We start from the raw sequence: 23,227 nt of genomic DNA on the forward strand, positions 1-23,227 counted from the left end.
CCGTCCCTCATACATAGGGGAGGTCATGGTCACATTACAATGTCAAACTGCGACATCTTGGAATTGAGTGCCGATTTAGACCGCTAATGCGCAATAAACCCACTATGCCACCGTATGATCGAGCACTCGGATCTGTTGCAATGCCACGGCCAAGTCCTGTGCGATATGCTGGCCGAGGTCCGGCAATGGCAAACCCGCTGGGCGCAGATCAGGAATTTGTGTGGTGATGCATCCGGCAGCGACAGCCGCGTGCGTGCCCGTGTCACTATCCTCAAACGCAGCACAGGTGCGTGGATCAACACCCAATGCCTTTGCCGCATGAAGGTAAGGCGCAGGATCAGGCTTGTTGGCGCTTACCTCATCCCCGGCAACGACAAGTTCGAAGTAAGATAGCAGCCCCGCATGTTTGAGGTGCTCAAGTGCGGGCGCACGTTTTGTCGATGTGACAACCGCCATGCGATGCCCTGCCCGCGCCAAAGCTGGAAGAACGTGGCCCACCGCAGGCCGCAACGGCACAGGACCGTTTCGACGGGCGGCATTGACCAAGCGCCATTGTTTTTCAAAGGCGGTAGCATCCACGCCTGATGGCAAAAACTCAGCCAACCGAATGGACGTTTGCGCGGACGATGTACCGACTAGCGTTAGGAAAAACGCCTCAAGCGTTGCAGCCTCAAACCCCAAGGGCGTGCCAATTTCGACCAAGGCTTCCATGAACTGACGTTCGCTGTCCAGCAGCAAACCATCCATATCAAACAGCAACGCCGAAAATGGATTAGCCAAGGTAGTCAGACCTTTGCAGCCCGTACTTGGCCATCTTTTCGTTCAAGGTCCGACGCGGCAAGCACAACTCGTCCATGACACTCACGATGCTGCCTTTGTGGCGGCGCATGGTGTTGTCGATCAACATCCGCTCGAACGCTTCAACGAATTCTTTCAGCGGCTTCCCTTCGGTGGTGATGGCAGGTTGCGCTTCGTCGTCCTCATTCATCAACAAGGATGCGATAGTGCCTGACCCGCGGCGATTCTGAAGCACCGCACGTTCTGCCACGTGATATAGTTGGCGCACATTGCCCGCCCACGGGGCTTGCAACAATTGGGCTGCTTCCTGTGCACTGACTTCGGGCGCTTCGCAGCCGTATTCTTCGGCGAACTGTTCGCTCAGGCGGGTAAACAACGTCAGGATATCTTCACCACGTGCCCGCAATGGCGGCACCGTCATGCGCAAAGCAGCAAGGCGGTAGAACAAATCTGCGCGCAACTCGCTTTCGCAGGTCTTACCCTCATCCTGAAGGTTACAGATCGCGACTATGCGGGTTTCCGCAGGCGTGCCTTGATCATTGATCGCCGTTGTCAGACGGGCCTGATTGGTGTCCGACAGGCTTTCGATGTCTTCCAGAACCAAAGTCCCACCGCGGGCTTCTTCGATCGCGGGGATCGGATCATCCTGCCCTGCTGGACCAAACAATCGTTTCGCCAATGCGTCGTCTTCATAGGCCGCACAGGAAATCAAAACGAATTTCTTATTCGCCCGCGCCCCAACAGCATGCAAAGCATGCGCCACAAGCGTTTTACCTGTGCCTGTTTCGCCTTCGATCAGGACATGGCCATCCGCTTGCCCCAGATCGAGAATGTCTTCCTTTAGACGTTCCATCACAGGCGACGCGCCAATCAGTTTCTTCAGCAAGGCCCCGCCGTCAGACAGTTCACGGCGCAGTTCACGGTTATCCAGCGTCAAACGCCGTGCAACGGTCGCCTTTTTGGCCAGTTCGGTCATGCGATCTGGGTTGAACGGCTTTTCAAGGAAATCAAACGCACCAATGCGCATTGCCTCAACCGCCATCGGCACATCGCCGTGGCCCGTGATCATTATAACCGGCAGAGAACTATCAACACCCTTGAGCTTTTTCAGGAACTGCATTCCGTCCATGCCCGGCATTTTCACGTCACTTACAACGATCCCCGGATAATCTTGACCAAGTCCCTTAAGCGCGTCCTCAGCGCTGGCGAAGGTTTCAGTGTCATACCCTGACAACGCCAGCCATTGGCTAATCGATTGCCGCATGTCCTGTTCGTCATCAACGATCGCGATTTTCATAGCTTGCGCCATAGCGTTACTCCGCTGCTTCCATGTCTGAACCCAATATGGGCAGTTCTACCTCAAATACAGCCCCGCCCTTATCAGAATTGCGCGCGGTGAGCCGTCCGCCGAAGTCGTTTACGATCCCCGAAGAGATAGCAAGCCCCAGCCCAGTGCCGTCGCCGGGCTGCTTTGTGGTGTAGAACGGTTCAAACAGCTCGTCCAAATCCTCAATGCCGAGGCCATTGTCCCGCACCGTCAGGCGCGCCACGTCCCCTTGGGCAAGCAGGATTTCGACGCGGGGTTCATTGGCAGTTTTGGTGGCGTCCAAGGCGTTTCGCAGCAGGTTAATAATCACCTGTTCCAGCCGCATGCGGTCCCCGTGAACCATCACAGGGCCATCAGGCAAAGTGCGCGTAATAGCCACTTGACGTTGACGCAATTGAGGTTCCATCATCGACAGTGAAGACAGCACAGCGTCCTTAACATCAACGGGTTCGAGGTTATCGGACCCTTTTCGCGCATAGGACTTCAACTGCTTGGTAATTGCGCCCATGCGTTCGATCAGGCTGTCGATACGCGCCACGGCAACAACCGCTTCTTCAGGACGTTCACGCGCAATCAACAGACGCGCCCCCGCCAGATAGGTTTTCATTGCGGCAAGTGGTTGGTTCAACTCGTGGCTGACGGCTGCGGACATTTCGCCCAAGGCGGCCAGCTTACTGGTTTGCGCCATCGTTTGTTCCGCCACCTCAAGGTCCTTTTCGACCTTTTCGCGTTCGGCAACTTCCCGCTGTAGGCGGATATTCAACTGGCGAAGCTCCGCCGATTCCAACTGGAACATGCGCGCCGCGAGATTAGATTTACGCGACAGGAACCAGAACAGCCCCGCCAAAAGAATAGCGAATCCCATAATTTCCAGTGCAAGGATCGCGTTTACCCGTTCGCGAACCGACTGAAACGTGGTGAAACTGATGACCTGCCAGCCTTGGAACGGCACGCGGACTTCTTGGCGCATCACGCCGTCCCCGCGCAGATACGCATCGATAGGCAAAGCAGACCAATCCGGCGCGCCGCGCAATGCACGCTCAATCGCGGATTGCGGTTCGAGAAGCGCAATCCCTTCTTCTTCCGTGCGTCCGCGCCAACGGGGTTCGGTCGCAAGGATCGCGCGGCCGTCCGCGTCGAGCACCATCACCGCATCCGAAATACCGGCCCAAGACCGTTCAAGTTTCGCCAGATCAACAGCGACCGACACAACGCCGATGCCTAGACCGCCATCTTCAATGCGGCGGGAATAGCTAAAATCAAATCCGCCCTCTTCGCGCTCATCCACAGTGAATGTCGTGGTATTCGAGCGCAGCGCCTGCACAAATGCTTCTTGATCGCGGCGGTTTTCGCCCAAACGTTCGCGGTCTGTGGCAGCGACAACGCGCCCGTCCGTGTCCATCATCAACAAAGAAGCCGCGCCGATCTCATCCACAAAGGACAACAGCCGTGCCGTGGACTGTGTGTAGTCACCGGAATTGAGCGCGCCAATCAGTGCAGGGTCACGGGCCAACAGTTGCGGCACAATTGAATTACGCTGCAACTCACTCAAAAGGTTGGCAGAATAAAGCGCCAAACGCACTTCAGCAGAACTGCGCGTTCGTTCCGTAAAACGTTCTGTAAGCAAGGTGTTGGACACGTAGATAACAGTACAAGCCAACAGGATCAGCGCGACAACCAAACCGCGCGTCCACCAAACAAACGAAATTCGGGATCGTCCCGCCACCTTTTACATTACCCCCAGCAACATCGGGGCACAGCCGCACCTGGCCCCGCTACATCAGGTAAGACTACAGCGCACAACTTGCACCGTCCATCTTTTGGCTTAGGCCGTTGTCAATTGGCTCAGCAGACCAGCGAAAAGGCGCTGACCGTCTGTATTGCCATGAGCCTCTTCAAAGGCGCGTTCTGGGTGCGGCATCATACCAAGCACACGGCGGTTATCTGAAAGGATACCAGCGATATCAGCGCGGCTGCCGTTCGGGTTATCTGTGTAGGTAAAGGCCACACGGTCATCGCCCTGCAGGCGCGCAATCGTTTCATCGTCAGCAAAATAGTTGCCGTCGTGGTGCGCGATCGGAATGCCAATTTCGGCACCGGCGTTGTAGCCCTCAGTGTAGCCGCTATTTGACGTTTCCACTTTCAAACCAACGGTTTGGCAGATGTATTTCAACCCAGCATTGCGCAGCAAAGCACCCGGAAGCAAACCTGTTTCAGTCAAGACCTGAAACCCATTACAGACGCCCAAAACATAGCCGCCCGCATTGGCGTGATCGACGACCGCCTTACAAATCGGAGAGTTCGCAGCAATCGCACCGCAGCGCAGGTAATCGCCAAACGAAAACCCACCGGGGATCGCGACCAGATCGACACCTTTGGGAAGTGCTGCATCCTTGTGCCAAACGACCTCAACGTCCGCGCCAGATTTCTCAAGCGCAACGGCCATATCGCGATCACAGTTGGATCCGGGGAATTGGATGACCGCCGCCTTCATAGCACTTCGATCCGATAGCTTTCGATCACCATGTTCGCCAGAAGCTTTTCGCACATCTCACCAATCTGTGCTTCGGTCGTGCCGTCCGCCAGATCAAGTTCAATCACCTTGCCCTGACGCACACCGTTGACGCCTTCAAAACCCATCGCGCCAAGCGCGTGTTTTACCGCGGCCCCCTGCGGGTCCAGAACACCGTTTTTCAACATCACGTGGACACGGGCTTTCATATGGTAATTCCTTTTGTTCGTTCGGCAGTTGCGCAATTGCGCACTTCGTTCAGTTAACTCAGTTGATCAACGTCGGTTTGGACGTAGGTGGTGCATTCTGTGGCAACACGCCAAGACGTTTGGCGACTTCCGTATAGGCATCCGCCAAATCGCCCAGATCGCGACGGAACACATCCTTGTCGAGCTTGCGGCCCGTCTCAATGTCCCACAAGCGGCAGCTGTCAGGGCTGATTTCGTCGGCAATAACCAGACGCATAAAGTCATTGTCCCAAACACGGCCAATCTCGATTTTGAAATCGATCAGCTTGATGCCAACACCGTGCATCACACCGGCCATGAAATCATTCACACGCAAAGCCAGCGCGACCATATCATCCAAGTCCTGCTGAGAGGCCCAGTTAAACGCAATGATGTATTCTTCAGGAACCAACGGATCACCCAGAGAATCATCTTTGTAGGAGAATTCAACGATCGGACGCGGCAAAGGTGTGCCCTCTTCCATGCCAAGACGCTTGGCCATGGTGCCTGCGGCAAAATTGCGCACGATCACTTCGAGCGGAATAATTTCGACCTGACGGATCAGTTGTTCGCGCATGTTGATGCGTTTGATGAAATGGGTCGGAACGCCGATGCGTTGCAGACCAAGCATAAAAAACTCGCTCAGGCGGTTGTTCAACACGCCTTTGCCGTCAATCACGTCTTTCTTTTCAGCATTAAACGCCGTGGCATCGTCTTTGAAGTACTGGATCAACGTCCCGGGCTCAGTGCCCTCATAGAGGATCTTTGCCTTGCCTTCATAAACCAGTTTGCGACGTGCCATGCTGTCTCCTTGCTTGGCCCTGCCCTTGGGGGATCAAAGGTGTCTGTAGTGGCCACTTGCGCGCGTCATAAGCCAAGCCCCCCTTGCGGGCAAGCGCCGCGAGGGGCATATCTAGGGAGACCACGAAACATTCCCTGTGAGGAGCAGACAATGTCCACCTTTGATGACCGCGAAAACGCTTTTGAAAACAAATTCGCCCATGACGCAGAAATGCAGTTCAAGGCCGACGCACGCCGCAACAAACTGGTTGGCCTTTGGGCTGCTGGTCTGCTTGGCAAAGATGCGGATGCCGCTGCCGAGTACGCCAAAGAGGTCGTTAAATCCGATTTTGAAGAAGCGGGCCACGAAGATGTTTACCGCAAGCTGTTCAACGACGTTGGCCACCTGACAGACGAAGCCGCGATCCGCGCCAAAATGGCTGAGTGCATGGCAGAAGCCAAAGCACAGCTGATGGACGAAGCCTAAGGTTTCCCCAAAAGTTTGAATTTACCGAACAATTTGAAGGAAATACCCTTCAAAGTTCAACAAGGTTTCAGGCCAAGGTGATTGATTTCACCTTGGCCTTTACCTTTCCAAAACCACCCTTCGTTTAGCCTGACCTTGGTGACTGGCCCCAAATTGGGCCGGTATTGGGAATGGAAATATCATGGCGACAGGTGAAGTGCCTTCGGGCCCTATTCGCACGGGATTTGATCGGGTCACGTCCGGATCAATGATAACAAATCTGCTGCCCTTGGCGGCACTGGTTTTGTTTGGGACTCTCTTTATCAAACATATTTCGGGCCTAGACCCCGTTATGATTTGGGCCGCGATTGATGCCATGGCACCGTGGCAATGGCTCGTTGCGCTGATCTTTACCGCGCTCAGTTTTCGCGCCGTGGGCACATATGATGTTTTGGTTCACGCCGTCTTGCGCACGGGTCAACGCCCAAAAGCCGCCCGCGCTGCAGGAATCAAGGCCATTGCCCTGTCCCAAACGTTGGGATTCGGAGCGTTGACCGGAGCACTCGTGCGGTGGCGTTGCCTTCCGGACGTCCCTCTCGGCAAGGTTCTGCGCCTGTCCGCAGTCGTCAGCCTGTCCTTTCTGGCAGCACTGGCTGTTGTCTGCGCCCTAGTCGTGCCGCTGTCTGGGTTGTTGGACGCACGTTTGGTGTCAAACAGCGCCGTTTTCTTTGCGGGAATTCTTGCAATTCCTGCAATGATCGCTCTGGCACGCCTTGCGCATCACCTGCGTTGGATCCCGGCACCCGTTGGGGCGGGCACGCTGATCGCGCTGCTCACGGCAACCTTTGCAGACACAGCCTTTGCGGCTGGTGCACTTTGGGTTTTATGGCCCGACGCGGTCCCCTACCACTTGTTGTTTGCCGCCTACCTTGTGGCACTGGGGGCGGGTCTTTTGTCCAACGCGCCGGGCGGCGTCGGGGCCTTTGATCTGTCCCTTCTGGCGATGTTGCCTGTCACCGATGATGCCTCTGCCATGGCCGCCGTTCTTGCGTTCCGTCTTCTGTACTACGCACTGCCCGCTGCGATTGCCCTGATCGGCCTTTTGCGCCCGAACACTGTCGTGCAAGACATCACGCCAGATCACCCGGAGGCGGGGTTGCTGAAACAATCGGCGCAGCTATCCCAATATGGACAAACCTCTGTTCTAACCTTGCCCTGTTTGGGCGGCGGCGCTGTGCTGGGGGATTTGCCAGCTGGCGCAGCCCTCGCAGCTCGACCGTTCAAGCACCCGAAAACATTGTATAAATGTTCACCCGAACAAGCGTCACAGGCCCGCGCGGCGGGGTGGGCCGTATTGCGTTGCGCCCAAGACGCTGTGATCCGCCCGCAAACATGGTCGCCCGACCGCCCCGCCTGCCGCCAATTGCGCCGCGCGCTGCGCCACTTTGAGACCTCCGGTCTAACAATTTCCGAAGTGCGCGATATGGCCCACCTGCGCCCCGTCGCCGAAAACTGGGTGGCCTCCCACGGGCGCGAAAAAGGCCACTCCATGGGGCTATATTGCCCTGACTACCTCTCCTCACAACGGGTGTTTGCTGCATTTGATGGCAGCACCCCGGTCGCCTTTGTCAGCTTTCATACGGGCGATGTCTGGACGCTTGATCTCATGCGCCATGAAGATGCGATCCCAGATGGTACGATGCATGCCCTTATCGTTACGGCCATTCATGCGGCGCGCGAGGGCAAGGCCGCGTTCCTGTCGCTCGCCTCGGTTCCCGCATTCAACGCCGATCTTCCGTTCGCGAACCGGATTATGGAGTCTTCCGCAGGTTTGCGGCGTTTTAAGGCGTCGTTTGGGCCTGAATGGAAGTCCCGTTACATCTGCGCCAAAGGGCCACTGCGGCTGATCCTTGCGGGGGCGTCGCTGACCTACAGCATTCACTTTCCTGCAAAAATCCAACCCACAGAGCCTGACTACAATTCCATTCAGCGACATGATGAAGATTATTCAATTGCACCTATTGCCCCCCCGTGCGAAGCGCAGTCTCGCATCAACGGAGCCCTGACCCATGACAAACGCCCTCAGCGAACTGCTTTCAACACGTGACTGGCTTTTGGCCGATGGCGCCACTGGCACGACCCTGTTCAACATGGGTCTGCAATCAGGCGATGCCCCAGAGTTTTGGAACTTTGATCACGTCGACCGCATCACCGCCCTGTATCAAGGCGCTGTAGACGCAGGTTCGGACATGTTCCTGACCAATACATTCGGCGGCAACGCATCGCGGTTGAAATTGCACGGTGGCGAAAAGCAGGTGCATGAGATCAACAAAGCCGGCGCAGAGATCGCCCGCGAAGTTGCAGACAAATCCGGCCGCAAGGTTGTCGTTGCTGGATCCGTAGGACCAACGGGCGACATCATGGTACCCATGGGGTCACTGACGTTTGAATCCGCAGTTGAGATGTTTCACGAACAAGCCGAAGGTCTGAAAGCGGGCGGCGCGGATGTGTGTTGGGTCGAAACGATCTCGGCTGCAGAAGAATTCAAAGCCGCGGCAGCCGCCTTTGCGCTGGCCGACATGCCATGGTGTGGCACCATGAGCTTTGACACCGCGGGTCGTACAATGATGGGCCTAACCAGCGCCGAATTGGTGAAACTGGTCGGCAAACTGCCCAATGCCCCGCTGGCATTTGGTGCAAACTGTGGTGTCGGGTCATCTGACCTGCTGCGCACTGTGCTTGGCTTTCAGGCCGCGGGCCCAGAACAACCAGTCATTGCCAAAGGCAACGCTGGCATTCCGAAATACGTTGACGGCCACATCCACTATGATGGCACACCTGAACTGATGGCTGATTATGCCTGCCTTGCGCGCGACAGTGGCGCGACAATTATCGGCGGCTGCTGTGGCACGACCCCAGAACACCTGCGCGCCATGCGCGAAGCACTGGAAACACGTCCCAAGGGCCCAGCCCCGACGCTGGACGCGATTGCAGAAGCTCTTGGCGGGTTCTCTTCGGAATCCGATGGCACGGACGGCGGTGGCCCAACCCGCGCACCACGTCGCGGACGTCGTCGCAGCTAAGACCGCGGCTAAAACAGGCTCATCTGATCGCCCTTGCGTGGCGGAACCGAAAACAGGTCCCGTCGCAGCGGCATGCGTACGCCGTCCAACCCATAACGCGAACGGGCAATGGTAAGGCGTTGTTTCATCTGCTGTGCCCAGATGCCCTGCCCCGTCATACGGGTCCCGAAATCCGCTTCATAAAGCTTACCACCGTGAAGTTCGCGCACCCGGTTCATGATCCGGTTCGCGCGGTCTGGGAAATGCACCTGCGCCCATTCTTCAAACAGCGGCGCGACCTCAAGCGGTAGGCGCAACATGATTGCCGTCGCCGATGTGGCCCCCGCCTCTTTCCCCGCCTCGAGAATCGATTCCAATTCATGGTCCGTTAAAGCCGGAACCATAGGCGCTGCTGAAACGGTGACAGGAATGCCCGCAGCCGCCAGACGCTCAATCATCAAAAGCCGCCGCTTAGGGCTTGGAACGCGGGGTTCCATTGCCCTTGAAATCTGCGGGTCCAACGTTGTGACCGACACGCCAACCCGCGCCAAACCATCGCCGGCCATTTCTTTTAGGATATCGATGTCGCGTTCGATCAAGCTTCCTTTGGTGACAATGCTGACCGGATGGTGGAAATCGCGCAAGACTTCCAAGATCCCACGCATAATTCCATGCGTCTTTTCAATCGGTTGATACGGGTCGGTGTAGGTTCCAATCGCCAGAACGTCTGGCCGATATGACTTCTTTCGCAACTCGTCTTCCAGAACCTGTGGTGCTGTTGGGCGTGCGATCAGGCGGCTTTCAAAATCCTGACCGGGCGACATCCCCAACCACGCATGACCAGGCCTTGCAAAACAGTAGACGCACCCGTGTTCACATCCCCGATACGGGTTGATCGAACGATCAAACGGCACATCTGGTGATGCGTTTCGGGTGATAACCTTTCGTGGCACTTCAACAGCAACCTCGGTGCGCAAGGTCCCCTCCTCTGGGGCATCCCAACCATCATCGACTGCAATCCGCGCATAGGGTTCAAATCGACCAACGGTATTGCTGATCGCACCACGTCCGCGCGCTTGGCCGCGTTGTAAGTCCTGAGTCTCTCTCATTCGCCGAATGTAGAACAAATACAGAACAAATGAACACCCCTCACATTGATAGCGCAAAGTATTCATTTGCATCCAAGTCGCTCTGCAGGCACTCAATGTCGCAATCGGTCCAGACCAAAGTAGTGGTTTCAGCCCAAATCAGGGTAGACAACAAAGGATTCCAACATGTCCGAAGAAGACGACATCATCTTGAGCGAATTGAACGACGACGACCTTGTCGCGCAAATGTTCGACGATCTTTACGACGGGCTCAAAGAAGAGATCGAAGAAGCCGTAAACATTCTGCTTGAACGCAAATGGGTGCCCTATGACATCCTGACGAAAGCGCTTGTTGGCGGTATGACAATCGTGGGTCACGATTTCCGCGATGGCATCCTTTTCGTGCCAGAAGTCCTGCTGGCGGCCAACGCCATGAAAGGCGGGATGTTCATTCTGAAACCCCTGCTTGCTGAAACCGGTGCCCCGCGCGTTGGTAAGATGGTGATCGGTACGGTTAAGGGCGACATCCACGACATCGGCAAAAACCTTGTCTCCATGATGATGGAAGGCGCTGGGTTTGAGGTCGTCGATCTTGGTATCAACAACGCCGTTGAAAGCTATCTCGACGCGATCGATGCGGAACAGCCTGACATCCTTGGAATGTCCGCCCTTCTCACGACAACCATGCCTTACATGAAGGTCGTTATCGACACGATGATCGAAAAAGGCATCCGTGATGATTACACGGTGCTGGTCGGCGGCGCGCCTTTGAACGAAGAGTTCGGCAAAGCCATCGGCGCTGACGCTTATTGTCGTGATGCGGCCGTGGCGGTCGAAACGGCCAAGACCTTTATGGCGCGTAAGCACAATCAGGGTGCAACCGCCTAAAACGCGTCAAACTTGACGAACATGCGCGTTCGGTGGCCCAATGCCGCCGAACGCGTTTTCATTTGAAAGGGTCGATATGCTCACTCTCTTTGCAGCCAAAGGCACTGTTGCCGTCGCCAGCCAGATCGCTTTGGAAGAGGCCGAGCTGCCCTACAACACACGCTGGATCAGCTTTGCCGACGGTGACCAACACGCAGCCCCGTTTCGGGAACTGAATCCAAAAGGGCGCGTCCCTGCTCTAATAACAGACTTTGGGCCTCTAACGGAAACGCCAGCGATCCTCGAATATATCTCGGATCTTTCCGGAAAGCTGATGCCCGACACTCCAATTGAACGGGCTCGCGTGCGGGAAATGCTCAGCTATCTCGCATCCACAATGCATGTGAATCATGCGCATAAGTTTCGCGGCGCACGGTGGTCGGATGATCCCGCAGCCCACGCGACGATGGTCGTCAAAGTCCCAGAAACCATGGCCGAAAGCTGCGCCTACCTCGAAAGCCAACTTCCCGACATCGGTTGGTTGCTTGGCGAATACTCGATCGCGGACATTCACATGGTTTCCGTCTGTCGGTGGCTTGCCGCGGACAATGTCGATATCAACACCTTCCCAAAACTCGCCGCGCATTTTACCGCGATGAAATCCCGCCCAGCTGTGGCCAAAATCTTTAAAGCCCATGAATAAGCCCCTGAACGATCAAACCCTGACGACCGACGGCCTGACTGCGACAGGCAAAGGTCGCATCCTTTTGCTGGCCTGCGGGGCTTTAGCGCGGGAGATCCTTGACCTGATCAAAGTGAACGGCTGGTCCCATATGGATCTGCACTGCCTCCCTGCGATCCTGCACGTACACCCTGAAAAAATCCCCGACGCCGTTGAAACGGCCGTTTCGAAATTCCGCGCTGCTTATGATGAGATTTTTGTCGTCTATGCGGACTGCGGTACGGGCGGGTTGCTCCAGAACCTTTGTGACGATCTTGGCGTGGCCATGGTGGAAGGCCCCCACTGCTATTCTTTCTTTGAAGGCAATGATGCTTTCGCCAAAACCGACGAGATCGACTGCTTCTATCTCACTGATTTCCTTGTGCGCCAATTCGACGCCTTCATCGTTAAACCGCTGGGGTTGGATCGCCACCCTGAATTGCGCGATATGTATTTCGGGAATTACAAGACGTTGGTCTATCAGGCGCAAACCGACGACCCTGCCCTTACCGAAAAAGCCAAGGAACACGCAGAACGTCTTGGCCTCGCCTTTGAACGGCGCCTTACGGGTTACGGTGATCTGGAAACGACCCTCAGCGCCCTCTCCTAACGGGACGGAGGGCGGGGCGCGTTTGCGAAGGCAAACAGCGTCGGTCTCCTCACGCTGTTACAGAACGAATCCGCTCGATCATCGCGCGCAACCCGTTGGAGCGCTGTGCTGACAGGTGATCGTTTAGCCCAAGCCGTTCAAATTCAGCCCGCGCATCAACGCCAGCGACCTCGGCAACAGGCAGTCCGTTGTAAAGCGCGTGTAAAATCGCAATCAACCCGCTCACAATCATCGCATCACTTGCGCCCTGAAACGTAAACACCCCGCCCTCCACAGACGGTACGAGCCAGACCTGAGAAGCACAGCCATCGACCTTCGTCGCAGGCACTTTGAACACATCATCCAGCGGCGCCATCTCGCGGCCCATCTCGATCACATGCGCATAACGATCTTCCCAATCATCCAAAAACTCGAATGTCTCGGCGATTTCTTCAAAGGCTTCGGTGGCCATGGTGCGTTCCTCTTCTTATTCGTGATTTAGGCTCCCACCCCGCAAACGTCCAGAGCCCGCTTTTCTTGCGCGTCGCTTTGGGCTACTCAGGACCAACACGTTCGGCAAAGGGGCCACAATGTTTCGCACACCACTTCTTAGCGTCGCTGTTCTGATCACACTGTCAGGCTGTGCGCGGCTTTCCGAAAGCCGCATGAACCCGTTCAATTGGTTCGGCAATAGCCGCGAAGTCACCGAGGCCAGCACACCGCAGGATGTTCGTCCTTTGGTAAACCAAAGCAACCGCACCATAACTGTTGATGGCCGCGAGTTGCTACACAGCGTCACGGAGCTTCGCATTGAACGTTCAGCCACTGGTGCAATCGTTCGCGCAACGGGCATCGCACCAACGCAAGGCTACTACAACGCCGAACTGGTGAATGCAGGTGTCAGCAATGGGGTTCTGACCTTAGAATTCCGCGCCCAAGCGCCGAGCAGCTTTGAAGCGCAAGGTAACACCCGTACGCGCCAAATCAGCGCCGCCTACATCATCGATAGCGCTGATCTTTCCGGCATTCGCAGCGTGCGTGTTCAAGCCCAGACAAACGCCCGAACATCCGGACGTTAATCCAGATTAGATCTCGAAGGTCACGACCTTTTCGCCCTTAACCGCAAGGCCAATCTCTCCGTCGCAAAGACGCAGGGCATCTGTGCCGAACACCTCTTTGCGCCATCCGCGCAAGGCCGCGACATCGCGCATCCCGCCCGCCAGCGCATCCAAATCCGCACTGGTCGCAATAAGCTTTTGCGCCACGCCTTCATTGTCGGCCTTCGCCTTGACCAAGACCCGCAGCATGTCTGCCAATGCTGGATTGACCTGCAATTTCTCGCGGCGCACATCCGGCTTTGGCTGATCTTCAGGCTTCACGGCCAGCCCGACTTTGACCCCCGTCAAAATCCCTTCCGCGATCTCCCCTCGCCGCGCTTCGCGCAGCAACAGGCGAGATCGCCCGAGGTCTTTCTCATTGGCAGGTTTGGTCGAAGCAAGTTCAACCAAAGCATCATCTTTGAAAACACGGTTGCGCGGAATGTTACGTGACTGCGCGTAACCTTCGCGAAACCGCGCCAATTCTCGCACGACTGCAAGAAATTTACCTGAATTGGTGCGGGTTTTTACGCGTCTCCACGCGTTGTCAGGGTCGGCCTGATAGGTCGCTGGATCATTCAAAACAGCCATCTCTTCAGCGACCCATTTCTTGCGGCCAGATTTATCGAGCTGGTCTGACAAGAACTCATAAATCACCCGAAGATGGGTCACGTCTGCCAAGGCATAGGTTTTCTGGGCATCGGACAACGGGCGGCGAGACCAATCCGTAAAGCGCGATGACTTATCGACGCTGTCTTTGGCGATCTTACGCACCAAGGTCTCGTAACCGGCCTGTTCACCAAACCCACAAACCATCGCCGCAACTTGAGTATCAAAGAGCGGTGAAGGAATAATCCCTTGATCCACATAGAAAATCTCAAGGTCTTGGCGTGCAGCATGAAACACTTTCACAACGCCGGCGTCTTCAAACAATTCATACAACGGCGCAAGGTCCAGCCCATCGGCCAGCGGATCAACTAGGACCGCATCGTCCTTGCCATCGCCCATATAGGCCAGTTGGATCAGGCAAAGCTTCGAATAATACGTACGTTCGCGTAAGAATTCTGTGTCGACTGTAACATACGGATAATTCGCGGCTTCTTTGCAAAATGTCTCGAGATCAGCAGTGGTTGTGATTGTTCTCATATTTTTCTTTTTCTACTTCTTGGCGTGGCCCGCCACGCATATCCAGTAATCGTAAGGGAACAAATTGCCAAGTTAAAGGCCATTGGACTGCCAAATTCGCCACAGTCCCAATACAATTAATTCAAATCTGATTGCTTTGACGCGCAGTTATTGCGACTCTGCAGGCTGTTGCTTTCCTGGGGGACAGACAACAAAAGGTCGGGCACATGTCCACTGTGACGGTCTATGCGACCGGTGATGAAATTGGCACCTATTCCAGCTGGAATATGTCGGGCAATAACAACGGCGTAAAGCTGACGCTGAACGACGTTGAAACGCTCGGCTCCTCTACGGATGTGTTCAAAATCGTCATCACGCAGGTGAACTCTGGCCAAGACAGCTTTTCCAACGGGCAATTTGTCAGCATTTACGCCTATCCCGAAAGCGACCCACCAGAACCGGCGCTTTATTCCAACCTGAACCCACAGCATGATCAGTTCCAAGGGCGTGCGTCTTCAGGGGAGCATCAGGTCATTACCAATCCAGCCAATATCGTCTTTGACATCGACGGGCTGACCAATGGAACGGTTCAATACGGGCCCGGCCTCGCCCCACTGCGATCTGAACAGCTCGATTTTTCTGCGTTTTCGGACACCCCACCCGTCTTTCCCTGCTTTGCCAAAGGCACCTTGATCGAAACGGACACGGGCCCATTGGCAATCGACAGCCTACAAATCGGCGATTTGGTTCAGACAAAAGACGACGGTTTGCAGCCCGTGCGCTGGATCGGTTCACGCAAAATCGGCGGACGCGGTGAAATGGCACCGATTCTAATCAAGGCTGGCGCGCTCGGGAACTACCGCGACCTCATGGTTTCGCCTCAGCACCGCATGTTAGTTAATGATTGGCAAAGCGAGGTGTATTTCGGAGAACCCCAAGTTTTAGTGGCTGCCAAGCATTTGATCAACGGCGACACGATCATCCAAACGCCGTGTGACGCCATCACATATGTCCATATGACCTTCGATGATCACCAAGTGGTCTTTGCCGAAGGCTGCCCCTCAGAAAGCCTTCATCTAGGATCAATGACACTGAATGCGCTGGATCGCGCAGCACAAGAAGAGGTGCGTAATATCTTCACTGAGCTAGACACTCTTGGTCCCCCACCCATCGCCCACGCCTGTTTAAGCCGCTGGGAAGGCCGTTTGTTGAAAACGGGCTAGCCTGTGATCTTCAGCAAGGATCGATCCCCTGCCGCATAGCGCCGCAAGACCTCAACATAGAGCTTATGTTCCATCGGCAAGAGCCGTGTCGCCAATGTTTCTGGCGTGTCATCTGGAAAAACATCGATCTGGGCTTGGCCCAGCACCGGACCATCGTCTAAGGCCGCTGTCACTTCGTGAACCGAACAGCCGTGCACCTTGTCGCCCGCCTCAAGTGCTCGCGCGTGTGTGTGCAGGCCTTTGTATTTCGGCAGCAAGGATGGATGGATGTTCAACATCCGCCCGTCATATTGCGCGGTGAACCCTTCGGTCAGAATACGCATGAACCCAGCAAGGCAAATGATATCGGGCTGTGCTTCTTCAAGTTTTTCTTGAAGAACAGCCTCGAAGGCACTGCGATCCTTACCAAATTCTCGATGATCAACTGCCGCGGTAGCAATCCCCATATCGCGCGCTTTGGCCAAACCACCCGCATCGGGGTCATTAGACAGCACCAAAACCGGCCGCGCCTGATGGTCACCCATCATGCTTTCAGCCAGCGCCACCATGTTGGATCCGCCACCCGAAATCAGAATGGCGACCCGTTTCACAGAAGCGATCCAGTGTAGTCCACGCCGTCGCCTTTGATGACCTCGCCGATCACGCAGACATCGTGCCCCGCTGCGTCGAAAATATCCCCGACGGCCTGCGCCTGATCGCGCGCGACCACCGCCACCATGCCGATACCGCAGTTAAACGTCTTGAGCATTTCGGATTCTTCAAGGCCCGCCTGTTCGGCCAGCCATTTGAACACGGGTGGCAATGGCCATGCGTTCAATTCAACCCGCGCGCCGAGCCCGTCAGGCAAAACGCGTGGCAGATTTTCCGTGAGACCCCCACCCGTGATATGGGCAAACCCATGCACGGCGTCCGTTTCTTTCAACGCCGCAACGCAGCCTTTGACATACAAGGTCGTCGGCGCGAGCAGCGCTTCGCCCAATGTTCCATCACCAAACGGCGATGCGTCATCCCAGCCAAGGCCGGACTGTTCAACAATCTTGCGCACCAACGAATAGCCGTTTGAATGCACGCCATTGGACCACAGCCCGATCAGAACATCACCCTCACTGACATCGCGCGGGATGTCGGTCCCACGTTCCATTGCGCCCACGCTAAAGCCTGCAAGATCGAAATCCCCTTCGGGATACATGCCCGGCATCTCGGCAGTTTCACCGCCGATCAAAGCACAGCCAGACAGCTCACACCCCTTGGCGATGCCATTGATGATGCGTGTCGCTTGATCGAGCTCAAGCTTCCCCGTCGCGAAATAGTCTAGGAAAAACAGTGGCTCAGCGCCTTGGCACACCAGATCGTTGACGCACATAGCAACCAGATCAATGCCGACGCCGTCCACAAGTCCGGTATCAATCGCGATGCGCAGCTTGGTGCCAACGCCGTCCGTGGCCCCTACAAGGATAGGGTCATTGTAACCCGCGCCCTTGAGGTCAAACATCGCGCCAAAGCCGCCAAGACCTGACATGACACCCGGTCGGGCGGTGCGTTTTGCGGCGGGTTTGATCCGTTCTACCAATGTATTGCCCGCGTCGATATCAACGCCTGCGTCTGCGTAAGTTAGGCCATTTTTCTGAGTCATCGTGCATCCCCGTCATTCACGCCCGCGTCCTAGCCCGTTTACGCCCAATCTTCCAGTGACAACTTGCGTGTCAGAACTTGACGGTGCTGTTCGCTCTGATACCACGTGCCTCGGGGGGCCTGTAGCTCAACTGGTTAGAGCAGAGCGCTCATAACGCTTTGGTTGCGGGTTCAAGTCCTGCCGGGCCTACCACTTTCAAAAAGCGAAGACTTTTTGAAAGTGTGTGCAAAACATGTTTGCTCAGCAAACGTGTGGCACACACCCTCACCAACTGGACGCAAACATGGGGGCAAAAAGCGAAGACTTTTTGAAAGTCTGTGCAAAACATGTTTGCGCAGCAAACCTGTGGCACACACACGCATCAACGAGCCCCCTATTACCGCGCCAGAACGATCTCAGCCTTTAGACCACCAAGATCCTCGCTTTCACCCAATCGCAACGCGCCGCCATGGGCCCGTGCAATATCCTCAACGATGGCAAGCCCTAGACCGACACCAGATCCACGGTCTTGATTGCGCGCGGGGTCTAGCCGGGTAAACGGGCGCACAGCATCTTCGCGCTGTTCTGGCGGGATACCCGGACCGTCGTCTTCGACACATATGACCAACGCCCGCGGCGTGAGAGACACGCTCAACCGTGCTTCTGCCCCGTAACGCAGCGCATTTCCGATCAAGTTTTCCACTGCGCGGCGCAGGGCCATCGGGCGCACATCGACATGCCCCTCACCGCTCATCTCGCCCGCATGGACCGCCTGCCCCATGCGTTTGGCATCCGCGAGAATCAGTTCAGCAAGCGCGATCGGGTCTGTCGGTTCTGTTCCGTCTTCCGCGTCCCCGCGTGCAAAATCAAGAAACCCGTTCAACAGGTGTTCCATATCATCCACATCGCGCACCAAAGGTTCGACCTCATCCCCGTCCAGCAACCCAAGGCCCAACCGCAAGCGGGTCAAAGGTGTGCGCAGGTCATGGCTAACCCCAGACAACATCATCGTACGGGTTTGGGTCTGGCGTTCGATCCGGTTGCGCATATCCAAGAACGCATGCCCCGCGGCACGGACCTCGTTGGCGCCAGACGGGTGGTATGGCACAATACGGCCACGGCCATAATCCGTCGCCGCCGCGGCCAGACGTGTGATCGGGCGCAACTGGTTTCGAAGATAAATAAAGGAAATCAAAGTCATGAAGGCCCCAAGCGCCACCATCCAGACCAACAGCTGATGCGGGTTTGTCGCTGACACCCGCACGCGGTCAAATTCGACCATCATTGCCCCGTGGGACGTGTACAGCCACAGTTGGACACTGCCACTATTGGGCAAGACAACCGGCCCGAGGCCATCAAGATTGTCTTTCAATGTTCGCTCGACCACGCGCCCCGTAAGATCATACCAAACCCGCATCCCTTCGGTCGGCAAATCCGACGCTGGTAGAACCATCATCAGTTCAAGCGGGTCCGCGATAGACTCCCCAGCGGTTTGTGCCGCATCCAAAGTCTCGGCCGCATTCACCGTTTCGAGAAGATACCGCAAATCAAGCACGATGGACTCTGTCATCTGGGTGGTAACGCGTTCAAAATGGCGTTGAATGAAACCAACAGAAATGCCCAATTGCAGCGTAATCACCGGAAGAATCAAAATCAGCGCGGCCCGCCCATACAAGCTGCGCGGCAAATATCGTTTGAGCCACTTAAAAGACATGCGATACGCTACTTCCGATTGCTAATTGCCCTATTGCTACTGGGAAACGACCGCCAAGGGAACGCGCGATGACAGATAACCGCCCTACAGCAGGCAAAGCGATAGAGCTTGAACCCGGATTGACCTGCGTTCTGGCGCCCAATCCGTCGCCAATGACCTACTGGGGCACGAACACCTATCTGCTGGGCACAGACAGCCTCATCGTGATTGACCCCGGCCCATTTGATCAATCCCACCTTGGCGCCTTGCGGGCCGCGATTGCAGATCGCCCCGTCAGCCATATTTTAGTTACGCACAGCCACCTTGATCATTCCCCACTGGCAAAGCCACTGGCAGAGGCCACGGGCGCGCAGATTCTAGCCTTCGGGGACAGCAGCGCGGGGCGTTCTGACATTATGAATTCGCTGGCAGCCACGGGCCAGATGGCAGGTGGCGAAGGTGTTGATCACGATTTTCAGCCCGATCATATCATGGCGGATGGTGACACGGTTCAGGGCGATGGCTGGTCTCTCACGGCACACCACACGCCGGGCCATTTTGGTAATCACCTTTGTTTTATCAGTGGCGACGTGGGCTTTACCGGTGATCATTTGATGGGATGGGCGTCATCCTTGGTGTCTCCTCCCGATGGGGATCTGACCGATTTCATGGCGTCCTGCACCACGTTGGCCCAAACCGGCATCAAACGCGCCTATTGCGGCCACGGCGCGCCGATTCCCGATGCCCAATTCCGCCTCGCCGAACTGATTGCCCATAGGAAAACCCGCGAGGCGGAAATAATCGCGGCGCTACGACCCGCCCCGGCCGATCCAGAAACACTGACCCGAAAAATCTATTCAGATGTCGCCCCCGCCCTTTTTCCTATGGCGCAGCGCAACGTTCTGGCCCACCTAATCGACCTCACAACACGCAACATTGCGACCCTATTAGACGGCGAAAACCCGCAACTTTCGGCCACCACATTGTTCGCGCTAAAATAGACAACAAAAAACGTCGAAACCCACTAGACGCCCCGAATTGCTGTGGCTATACGGTGCGAGGTTTTCCGGCGTAGCTCAGCGGTAGAGCAGTTGACTGTTAATCAATTGGTCGTAGGTTCGATCCCTACCGCCGGAGCCAATATCTTCACTTAATACAGAAACTTAGACGTCGCGATGCGACGCCATGCTTGGCTTGTTCCGAGATGGCCGCGATGCAATCGTGCTGTCGTGCCTTTGTTGGCGGCAACGGCAGGAATGCGACTGGGGTTTATGATGAGGGAAAGCTACAGGTCCGCAGCTTCCCCCTTTAGCCGCCTTCGCGATCGGCCCAGCCTGCAAAGGTTTTCTCCAAGAATATCACCGCGTAATACAGCATAATTCCAAGCACAGCCAAGGCGATCAGCACGGCGAACATCAACGGATAGTCGCCATTGGTTTCGCCGGATTTGAACAACGCGCCAAGGCCGCGCCCGTGCGGGCTGACGATCTCAACAAGGTTGGTGCCGATAAAGGCCAAGGTCGCAGACACCTTAAGCGCGCCAAAAAATTCCGGCAGTGTTTTTGGGAGGGCAATCTTGCGAAAGATCGTAAACCGAGAGGCCCCAAGCGCACGCAAAATATCGCGGTATTCAGGTTCCAACGTCGACAGGCCAATGCCAACCGATACAGCAATCGGGAAGAACGAAATCATGAACGCCATTAGAATGGTGTTAAAATCGTGCTGCCCAATAAAGATAAGCGAGATAACAGGCACCAGTGTCGCCTTTGGGATGGCGTTGAAGCCCACCAGCAACGGATACAGAGCGTCGCGTGCTAGCTTTGAAAAGCCAATGATCATTCCGATCAGCGTGCCGACGATGACGGCCAGAAACAGCCCCACAACCGTCCGCCAGAGTGTTTGCCACCCCATGATTAAGAACAGCTCTTTGTACTTCCAGAATGCAGGCGGTAGATCAGACGGCGATGCCATTTTGTAGTTGGGCCAGCCGTTGGCCCAGACCAGCAGCTCCCACAACCCGAGGAACGCAAGGATCGCCAGAACCGGTGTCGCGATCTTATAAAGCATCAAGCATCCCCCTCTACAGTGCGCCCTTGGGCAATTTTGATCTGGTCGCGCAGGGTATGCAGCATGTCAGCGGCTTTGGGCGTGAACAAAACGTCCAGCGTGCGATCCTCCGGAAGGTCAACGTCCATAACAAATTGCGTGCGTGCAGGACGACCGGACAAAACGATGACTTGATCGCCAAGGAAAACACTCTCGCGCAAATCATGGGTGATCAGCACAACGGTGAACGGTTCAGCCGCACGCAGGTCGCGCATGGTTTGCCACAAATCTTCGCGGGTAAATGCGTCAAGCGCCCCAAACGGTTCATCAAGGATCAGCACATCAGGTTTGTGCACAATAGAACGGCACAAAGACGCCCGTTGGCGCATACCCCCTGACAGCTCAGAGGGGCGTTTGTTTTCAAAACCCGCCAGCCCGACCATCTCAAGCAGGTCCATCGCGCGGGCGATGCGGTCTTTGGTCGGCATCTTGGGCGCTACGATTTCGAGCGGCAGGATCACGTTATCCAGAATGGTACGCCATTCCAGCAGCACCGGATTTTGAAACGCCATGCCCACAGTTTTGCGGGGGCCTGTGACGCGCTCGCCGTGCAACCAGACCTCGCCCTCGTCGGGCTTCATCAGGCCAGCGACCAATTTGGTAAGAGTGGACTTGCCGCAACCAGAGGGGCCGACGACAGCCGCGAAGGTGCCCGCGGGAACAGCTACATCCAGACCGTCAAGCACAGGCAATGGCCCGCTTGCCGTCTGATACGCATGCCGCGCACCTTTAATTTCTATGAGATTTTCGATGGGATTGCCTTCGGGGTGTGGGGGCCGCCAACACGGCGACCCCGCAAGTTTTTATTGCAACATCAAGCTGCCGTCTGTCGGCAGATAACTTGGGTCAAAATAAAGAGCCGCGTCAGGCGCATTTTCGAACTCATAAACCGATTTGGTCTGCTCGATTGCATTGGCCATGCGGTCCGCGTCGATACCACCCATGCCGTTCTCAATGACGTAGTCTGTCAAGACGTTTGCATCGATTGCCATCTGCAAACGCTCGGTTTCGAGTGCTGCCTCAGCGGCAGGATTGCGTTCCATCAGCGCCGCAATCGCGGCATCAGGTGAGGCAATGGCGTCTGTCCAGCCCATAGCAACCGCGCCAAGGAACGCTGTGACCGCTTCAGGGTTGGCTTCTGCAAAGTCTGTGTTGACGATGATCGCGTTGCCGTAAAGGTCCACGCCGTAATCTGCCATCAACATCACGGAGATGTCGTCTTCTTCAATGCCCAAACGCTTCAGGTTCAGCGTAGAGGAGAACGAAAAGCCCGTGATCGCAGCGACGTTGCCTTCGGCCAGCATTGGCTCACGCGTTGGGAAACCAACAGGTTCAACAGTGATCGCGTCAACATCGATACCGGTCTCAGCGGCAAAGATCGGGAACTGTGCCCATGCGCCATCCGGGGGGGGAGCGCCAAGGATTTTGCCCTCAAGGTCAGATGGCTCGCTCACGCCCAAAGACGGACGCCCTACAATTGCGAAAGGTGGCTTATCATAGACCATCATCACTGCCGTGACAGGCGCGCCCGGGTTCTGGTCAAGGAAGCGCATCAAGGAGTTGATGTCAGCAAAGCCAATCGGGAACGCGCCAGTCGCAACCTTTGGAATGGCATCCAGCGAACCGGCCCCTTCGCTGATGGTCACTGTCAGGTCAGCATCTGCGAAATAACCGGCATCCAAAGCATGGAAGTAAGGTGCAGACGGCCCCTCGAATTTCCAGTCCAGTGCAAACGGGATCTCGGTTTGGGCAAACGCGGGGGTGGTAAGAACTGCGGCAAAAGCAGCAAGCAATGTTTTGTCGAATTTCATTAGATGTCCTCAGGTTTCAGCGTAAAAGCTTCGCACCCAAGAAGGCCAAAGACGCGGTCGAGTTCCCAGACCACGCCCCCAACGCACTGCGCAAAAACCAGCACGGTGCTAAAAATTAGCCTA

24 protein-coding genes and 2 tRNA genes are annotated in these 23,227 nt (G+C 55.9%); 11 read left to right on the forward strand and 15 right to left on the reverse strand.

Annotation, left to right across the window (positions count from 1 at the left end):
- Positions 1-102: 102 nt before the first annotated feature.
- The 6 genes from KO486_RS10035 to purC form a co-directional block, all read right to left on the reverse strand.
- Positions 103-780: an HAD family phosphatase gene (locus tag KO486_RS10035; RefSeq protein ID WP_216037092.1), complete on the reverse strand. Its 678-nt coding sequence runs from the start codon at positions 778-780 to the stop codon at positions 103-105.
- Positions 773-2,107, reverse strand: a complete 1,335-nt coding sequence (locus KO486_RS10040; RefSeq protein WP_216037093.1) for a sigma-54 dependent transcriptional regulator — start codon at positions 2,105-2,107, stop codon at positions 773-775. Before KO486_RS10040 ends, KO486_RS10035 begins: the two co-directional genes overlap by 8 nt.
- A gap of 4 nt (positions 2,108-2,111) precedes the next feature.
- On the reverse strand, positions 2,112-3,851 hold the full coding sequence (locus KO486_RS10045) for an ATP-binding protein (protein WP_303435553.1): 1,740 nt from the start codon (positions 3,849-3,851) through the stop codon (positions 2,112-2,114).
- 99 nt (positions 3,852-3,950) lie between these two features.
- A complete protein-coding gene (gene purQ, locus KO486_RS10050) occupies positions 3,951-4,619 on the reverse strand; it encodes a phosphoribosylformylglycinamidine synthase subunit PurQ (RefSeq protein WP_216037094.1) in 669 nt (222 codons plus the stop codon).
- On the reverse strand, positions 4,616-4,846 hold the full coding sequence (purS, locus tag KO486_RS10055) for a phosphoribosylformylglycinamidine synthase subunit PurS (protein WP_216037095.1): 231 nt from the start codon (positions 4,844-4,846) through the stop codon (positions 4,616-4,618). The genes purQ and purS overlap by 4 nt, the downstream gene beginning before the upstream one ends.
- 58 nt (positions 4,847-4,904) lie before the next feature.
- Positions 4,905-5,666 (reverse strand): phosphoribosylaminoimidazolesuccinocarboxamide synthase, encoded by a 762-nt coding sequence (gene purC, locus KO486_RS10060; RefSeq protein ID WP_216037096.1) that lies wholly within the window; start codon positions 5,664-5,666, stop codon positions 4,905-4,907.
- Between the two features lie 150 nt (positions 5,667-5,816).
- On the opposite strand from purC, the gene KO486_RS10065 reads away from it, so the two are divergent.
- From KO486_RS10065 to bmt, 3 genes are all read left to right on the forward strand, one after another.
- Complete coding sequence (locus KO486_RS10065) at positions 5,817-6,131, forward strand: DUF1476 domain-containing protein (protein ID WP_216037097.1); 315 nt, start codon at positions 5,817-5,819, stop codon at positions 6,129-6,131.
- Positions 6,132-6,312: 181 nt separating this feature from the next.
- Entirely contained in the window at positions 6,313-8,217 is a 1,905-nt protein-coding gene (locus KO486_RS10070) for a phosphatidylglycerol lysyltransferase domain-containing protein (protein WP_216037098.1), read from the forward strand.
- A complete protein-coding gene (gene bmt, locus KO486_RS10075) occupies positions 8,180-9,193 on the forward strand; it encodes a betaine--homocysteine S-methyltransferase (RefSeq protein ID WP_216037099.1) in 1,014 nt (337 codons plus the stop codon). The genes KO486_RS10070 and bmt overlap by 38 nt, the downstream gene beginning before the upstream one ends.
- Positions 9,194-9,201: 8 nt before the next feature.
- On the opposite strand, the gene KO486_RS10080 is transcribed toward bmt, so the two are convergent.
- A complete protein-coding gene (locus tag KO486_RS10080) occupies positions 9,202-10,281 on the reverse strand; it encodes a PA0069 family radical SAM protein (protein ID WP_216037100.1) in 1,080 nt (359 codons plus the stop codon).
- Between the two features lie 165 nt (positions 10,282-10,446).
- Here KO486_RS10080 and KO486_RS10085 point away from each other — a divergent pair, with 165 nt between their 5' ends.
- The 3 genes from KO486_RS10085 (at position 10,447) to KO486_RS10095 (ending at position 12,458) form a co-directional block, all read left to right on the forward strand.
- The gene (locus KO486_RS10085) at positions 10,447-11,148 is read left to right on the forward strand and encodes a B12-binding domain-containing protein (RefSeq protein WP_216037101.1); all 702 of its coding nucleotides are present in this window, start codon (positions 10,447-10,449) and stop codon (positions 11,146-11,148) included.
- A 76-nt stretch (positions 11,149-11,224) separates the two neighbouring features.
- Positions 11,225-11,830 (forward strand): glutathione S-transferase family protein, encoded by a 606-nt coding sequence (locus tag KO486_RS10090; RefSeq protein WP_216037102.1) that lies wholly within the window; start codon positions 11,225-11,227, stop codon positions 11,828-11,830.
- Positions 11,823-12,458, forward strand: a complete 636-nt coding sequence (locus KO486_RS10095) for a DUF1638 domain-containing protein (protein ID WP_216037103.1) — start codon at positions 11,823-11,825, stop codon at positions 12,456-12,458. The genes KO486_RS10090 and KO486_RS10095 overlap by 8 nt, the downstream gene beginning before the upstream one ends.
- Before the next feature lie 49 nt (positions 12,459-12,507).
- On the opposite strand, the gene KO486_RS10100 is transcribed toward KO486_RS10095, so the two are convergent.
- Positions 12,508-12,909: a SufE family protein gene (locus KO486_RS10100; protein WP_216037104.1), complete on the reverse strand. Its 402-nt coding sequence runs from the start codon at positions 12,907-12,909 to the stop codon at positions 12,508-12,510.
- Positions 12,910-13,027: 118 nt separating this feature from the next.
- Here KO486_RS10100 and KO486_RS10105 point away from each other — a divergent pair, with 118 nt between their 5' ends.
- Positions 13,028-13,516, forward strand: a complete 489-nt coding sequence (locus KO486_RS10105) for a hypothetical protein (RefSeq protein WP_216037105.1) — start codon at positions 13,028-13,030, stop codon at positions 13,514-13,516.
- 6 nt (positions 13,517-13,522) lie between these two features.
- On the opposite strand, the gene rnd is transcribed toward KO486_RS10105, so the two are convergent.
- Complete coding sequence (gene rnd, locus KO486_RS10110) at positions 13,523-14,680, reverse strand: ribonuclease D (protein WP_216037106.1); 1,158 nt, start codon at positions 14,678-14,680, stop codon at positions 13,523-13,525.
- Between the two features lie 206 nt (positions 14,681-14,886).
- Between rnd and KO486_RS10115 the strand changes: the two genes are divergently transcribed.
- Positions 14,887-15,882 (forward strand): Hint domain-containing protein, encoded by a 996-nt coding sequence (locus tag KO486_RS10115; protein ID WP_216037107.1) that lies wholly within the window; start codon positions 14,887-14,889, stop codon positions 15,880-15,882.
- Here the strand turns inward: KO486_RS10115 and purN are convergent.
- Positions 15,879-16,481, reverse strand: a complete 603-nt coding sequence (purN, locus tag KO486_RS10120; protein ID WP_216037560.1) for a phosphoribosylglycinamide formyltransferase — start codon at positions 16,479-16,481, stop codon at positions 15,879-15,881. The genes KO486_RS10115 and purN overlap by 4 nt on opposite strands.
- Positions 16,469-17,515: a phosphoribosylformylglycinamidine cyclo-ligase gene (purM, locus tag KO486_RS10125; protein ID WP_216037108.1), complete on the reverse strand. Its 1,047-nt coding sequence runs from the start codon at positions 17,513-17,515 to the stop codon at positions 16,469-16,471. The genes purN and purM overlap by 13 nt, the downstream gene beginning before the upstream one ends.
- Before the next feature lie 115 nt (positions 17,516-17,630).
- Here purM and KO486_RS10130 point away from each other — a divergent pair.
- Positions 17,631-17,707: transfer RNA gene (locus KO486_RS10130), tRNA-Ile, on the forward strand.
- A gap of 184 nt (positions 17,708-17,891) precedes the next feature.
- Here the strand turns inward: KO486_RS10130 and KO486_RS10135 are convergent.
- Entirely contained in the window at positions 17,892-19,208 is a 1,317-nt protein-coding gene (locus tag KO486_RS10135) for an ATP-binding protein (protein ID WP_216037109.1), read from the reverse strand.
- Positions 19,209-19,276: 68 nt separating this feature from the next.
- Between KO486_RS10135 and KO486_RS10140 the strand changes: the two genes are divergently transcribed.
- Both KO486_RS10140 and KO486_RS10145 read left to right on the forward strand, forming a co-directional pair.
- Positions 19,277-20,188 (forward strand): MBL fold metallo-hydrolase, encoded by a 912-nt coding sequence (locus KO486_RS10140; protein ID WP_216037110.1) that lies wholly within the window; start codon positions 19,277-19,279, stop codon positions 20,186-20,188.
- Between the two features lie 64 nt (positions 20,189-20,252).
- Positions 20,253-20,327: transfer RNA gene (locus KO486_RS10145), tRNA-Asn, on the forward strand.
- Positions 20,328-20,495: 168 nt separating this feature from the next.
- Here KO486_RS10145 and KO486_RS10150 read toward each other — a convergent pair.
- The 3 genes from KO486_RS10150 to KO486_RS10160 are packed head-to-tail and all read right to left on the reverse strand — an operon-like array spanning position 20,496 to position 23,104.
- Entirely contained in the window at positions 20,496-21,254 is a 759-nt protein-coding gene (locus KO486_RS10150) for an ABC transporter permease (protein WP_216037111.1), read from the reverse strand.
- Positions 21,254-22,045 carry an ABC transporter ATP-binding protein gene (locus KO486_RS10155; RefSeq protein ID WP_216037561.1) on the reverse strand — a complete coding sequence of 264 codons (792 nt, stop codon included), beginning with the start codon at positions 22,043-22,045 and terminating at the stop codon, positions 21,254-21,256. Before KO486_RS10155 ends, KO486_RS10150 begins: the two co-directional genes overlap by 1 nt.
- Positions 22,046-22,096: 51 nt before the next feature.
- A complete protein-coding gene (locus KO486_RS10160; RefSeq protein WP_216037112.1) occupies positions 22,097-23,104 on the reverse strand; it encodes an ABC transporter substrate-binding protein in 1,008 nt (335 codons plus the stop codon).
- Positions 23,105-23,227: the final 123 nt, after the last annotated feature.

It is taken from the genome of Octadecabacter sp. B2R22 (assembly GCF_018861045.1).
Classification (GTDB): Bacteria; Pseudomonadota; Alphaproteobacteria; order Rhodobacterales; family Rhodobacteraceae; genus Octadecabacter.

Bases quoted from the DNA above. Each gene is read 5' to 3' on its own strand.
- bmt (WP_216037099.1), top strand. From the start codon at position 8,180: ATGACAAACGCCCTCAGCGAACTGCTTTCAACACGTGACTGGCTTTTG.
- KO486_RS10090 (WP_216037102.1), top strand. From the start codon at position 11,225: ATGCTCACTCTCTTTGCAGCCAAAGGCACTGTTGCCGTCGCCAGCCAG.
- purS (WP_216037095.1), bottom strand. From the start codon at position 4,846: ATGAAAGCCCGTGTCCACGTGATGTTGAAAAACGGTGTTCTGGACCCG.
- purM (WP_216037108.1), bottom strand. From the start codon at position 17,515: ATGACTCAGAAAAATGGCCTAACTTACGCAGACGCAGGCGTTGATATC.
- KO486_RS10150 (WP_216037111.1), bottom strand. From the start codon at position 21,254: ATGCTTTATAAGATCGCGACACCGGTTCTGGCGATCCTTGCGTTCCTC.
- KO486_RS10135 (WP_216037109.1), bottom strand. From the start codon at position 19,208: ATGTCTTTTAAGTGGCTCAAACGATATTTGCCGCGCAGCTTGTATGGG.
- KO486_RS10140 (WP_216037110.1), top strand. From the start codon at position 19,277: ATGACAGATAACCGCCCTACAGCAGGCAAAGCGATAGAGCTTGAACCC.
- KO486_RS10100 (WP_216037104.1), bottom strand. From the start codon at position 12,909: ATGGCCACCGAAGCCTTTGAAGAAATCGCCGAGACATTCGAGTTTTTG.
- KO486_RS10080 (WP_216037100.1), bottom strand. From the start codon at position 10,281: ATGAGAGAGACTCAGGACTTACAACGCGGCCAAGCGCGCGGACGTGGT.
- KO486_RS10040 (WP_216037093.1), bottom strand. From the start codon at position 2,107: ATGGCGCAAGCTATGAAAATCGCGATCGTTGATGACGAACAGGACATG.
- KO486_RS10070 (WP_216037098.1), top strand. From the start codon at position 6,313: ATGGCGACAGGTGAAGTGCCTTCGGGCCCTATTCGCACGGGATTTGAT.
- purC (WP_216037096.1), bottom strand. From the start codon at position 5,666: ATGGCACGTCGCAAACTGGTTTATGAAGGCAAGGCAAAGATCCTCTAT.
- KO486_RS10105 (WP_216037105.1), top strand. From the start codon at position 13,028: ATGTTTCGCACACCACTTCTTAGCGTCGCTGTTCTGATCACACTGTCA.
- KO486_RS10160 (WP_216037112.1), bottom strand. From the start codon at position 23,104: ATGAAATTCGACAAAACATTGCTTGCTGCTTTTGCCGCAGTTCTTACC.
- rnd (WP_216037106.1), bottom strand. From the start codon at position 14,680: ATGAGAACAATCACAACCACTGCTGATCTCGAGACATTTTGCAAAGAA.
- KO486_RS10095 (WP_216037103.1), top strand. From the start codon at position 11,823: ATGAATAAGCCCCTGAACGATCAAACCCTGACGACCGACGGCCTGACT.
- KO486_RS10065 (WP_216037097.1), top strand. From the start codon at position 5,817: ATGTCCACCTTTGATGACCGCGAAAACGCTTTTGAAAACAAATTCGCC.
- KO486_RS10115 (WP_216037107.1), top strand. From the start codon at position 14,887: ATGTCCACTGTGACGGTCTATGCGACCGGTGATGAAATTGGCACCTAT.
- purQ (WP_216037094.1), bottom strand. From the start codon at position 4,619: ATGAAGGCGGCGGTCATCCAATTCCCCGGATCCAACTGTGATCGCGAT.
- KO486_RS10085 (WP_216037101.1), top strand. From the start codon at position 10,447: ATGTCCGAAGAAGACGACATCATCTTGAGCGAATTGAACGACGACGAC.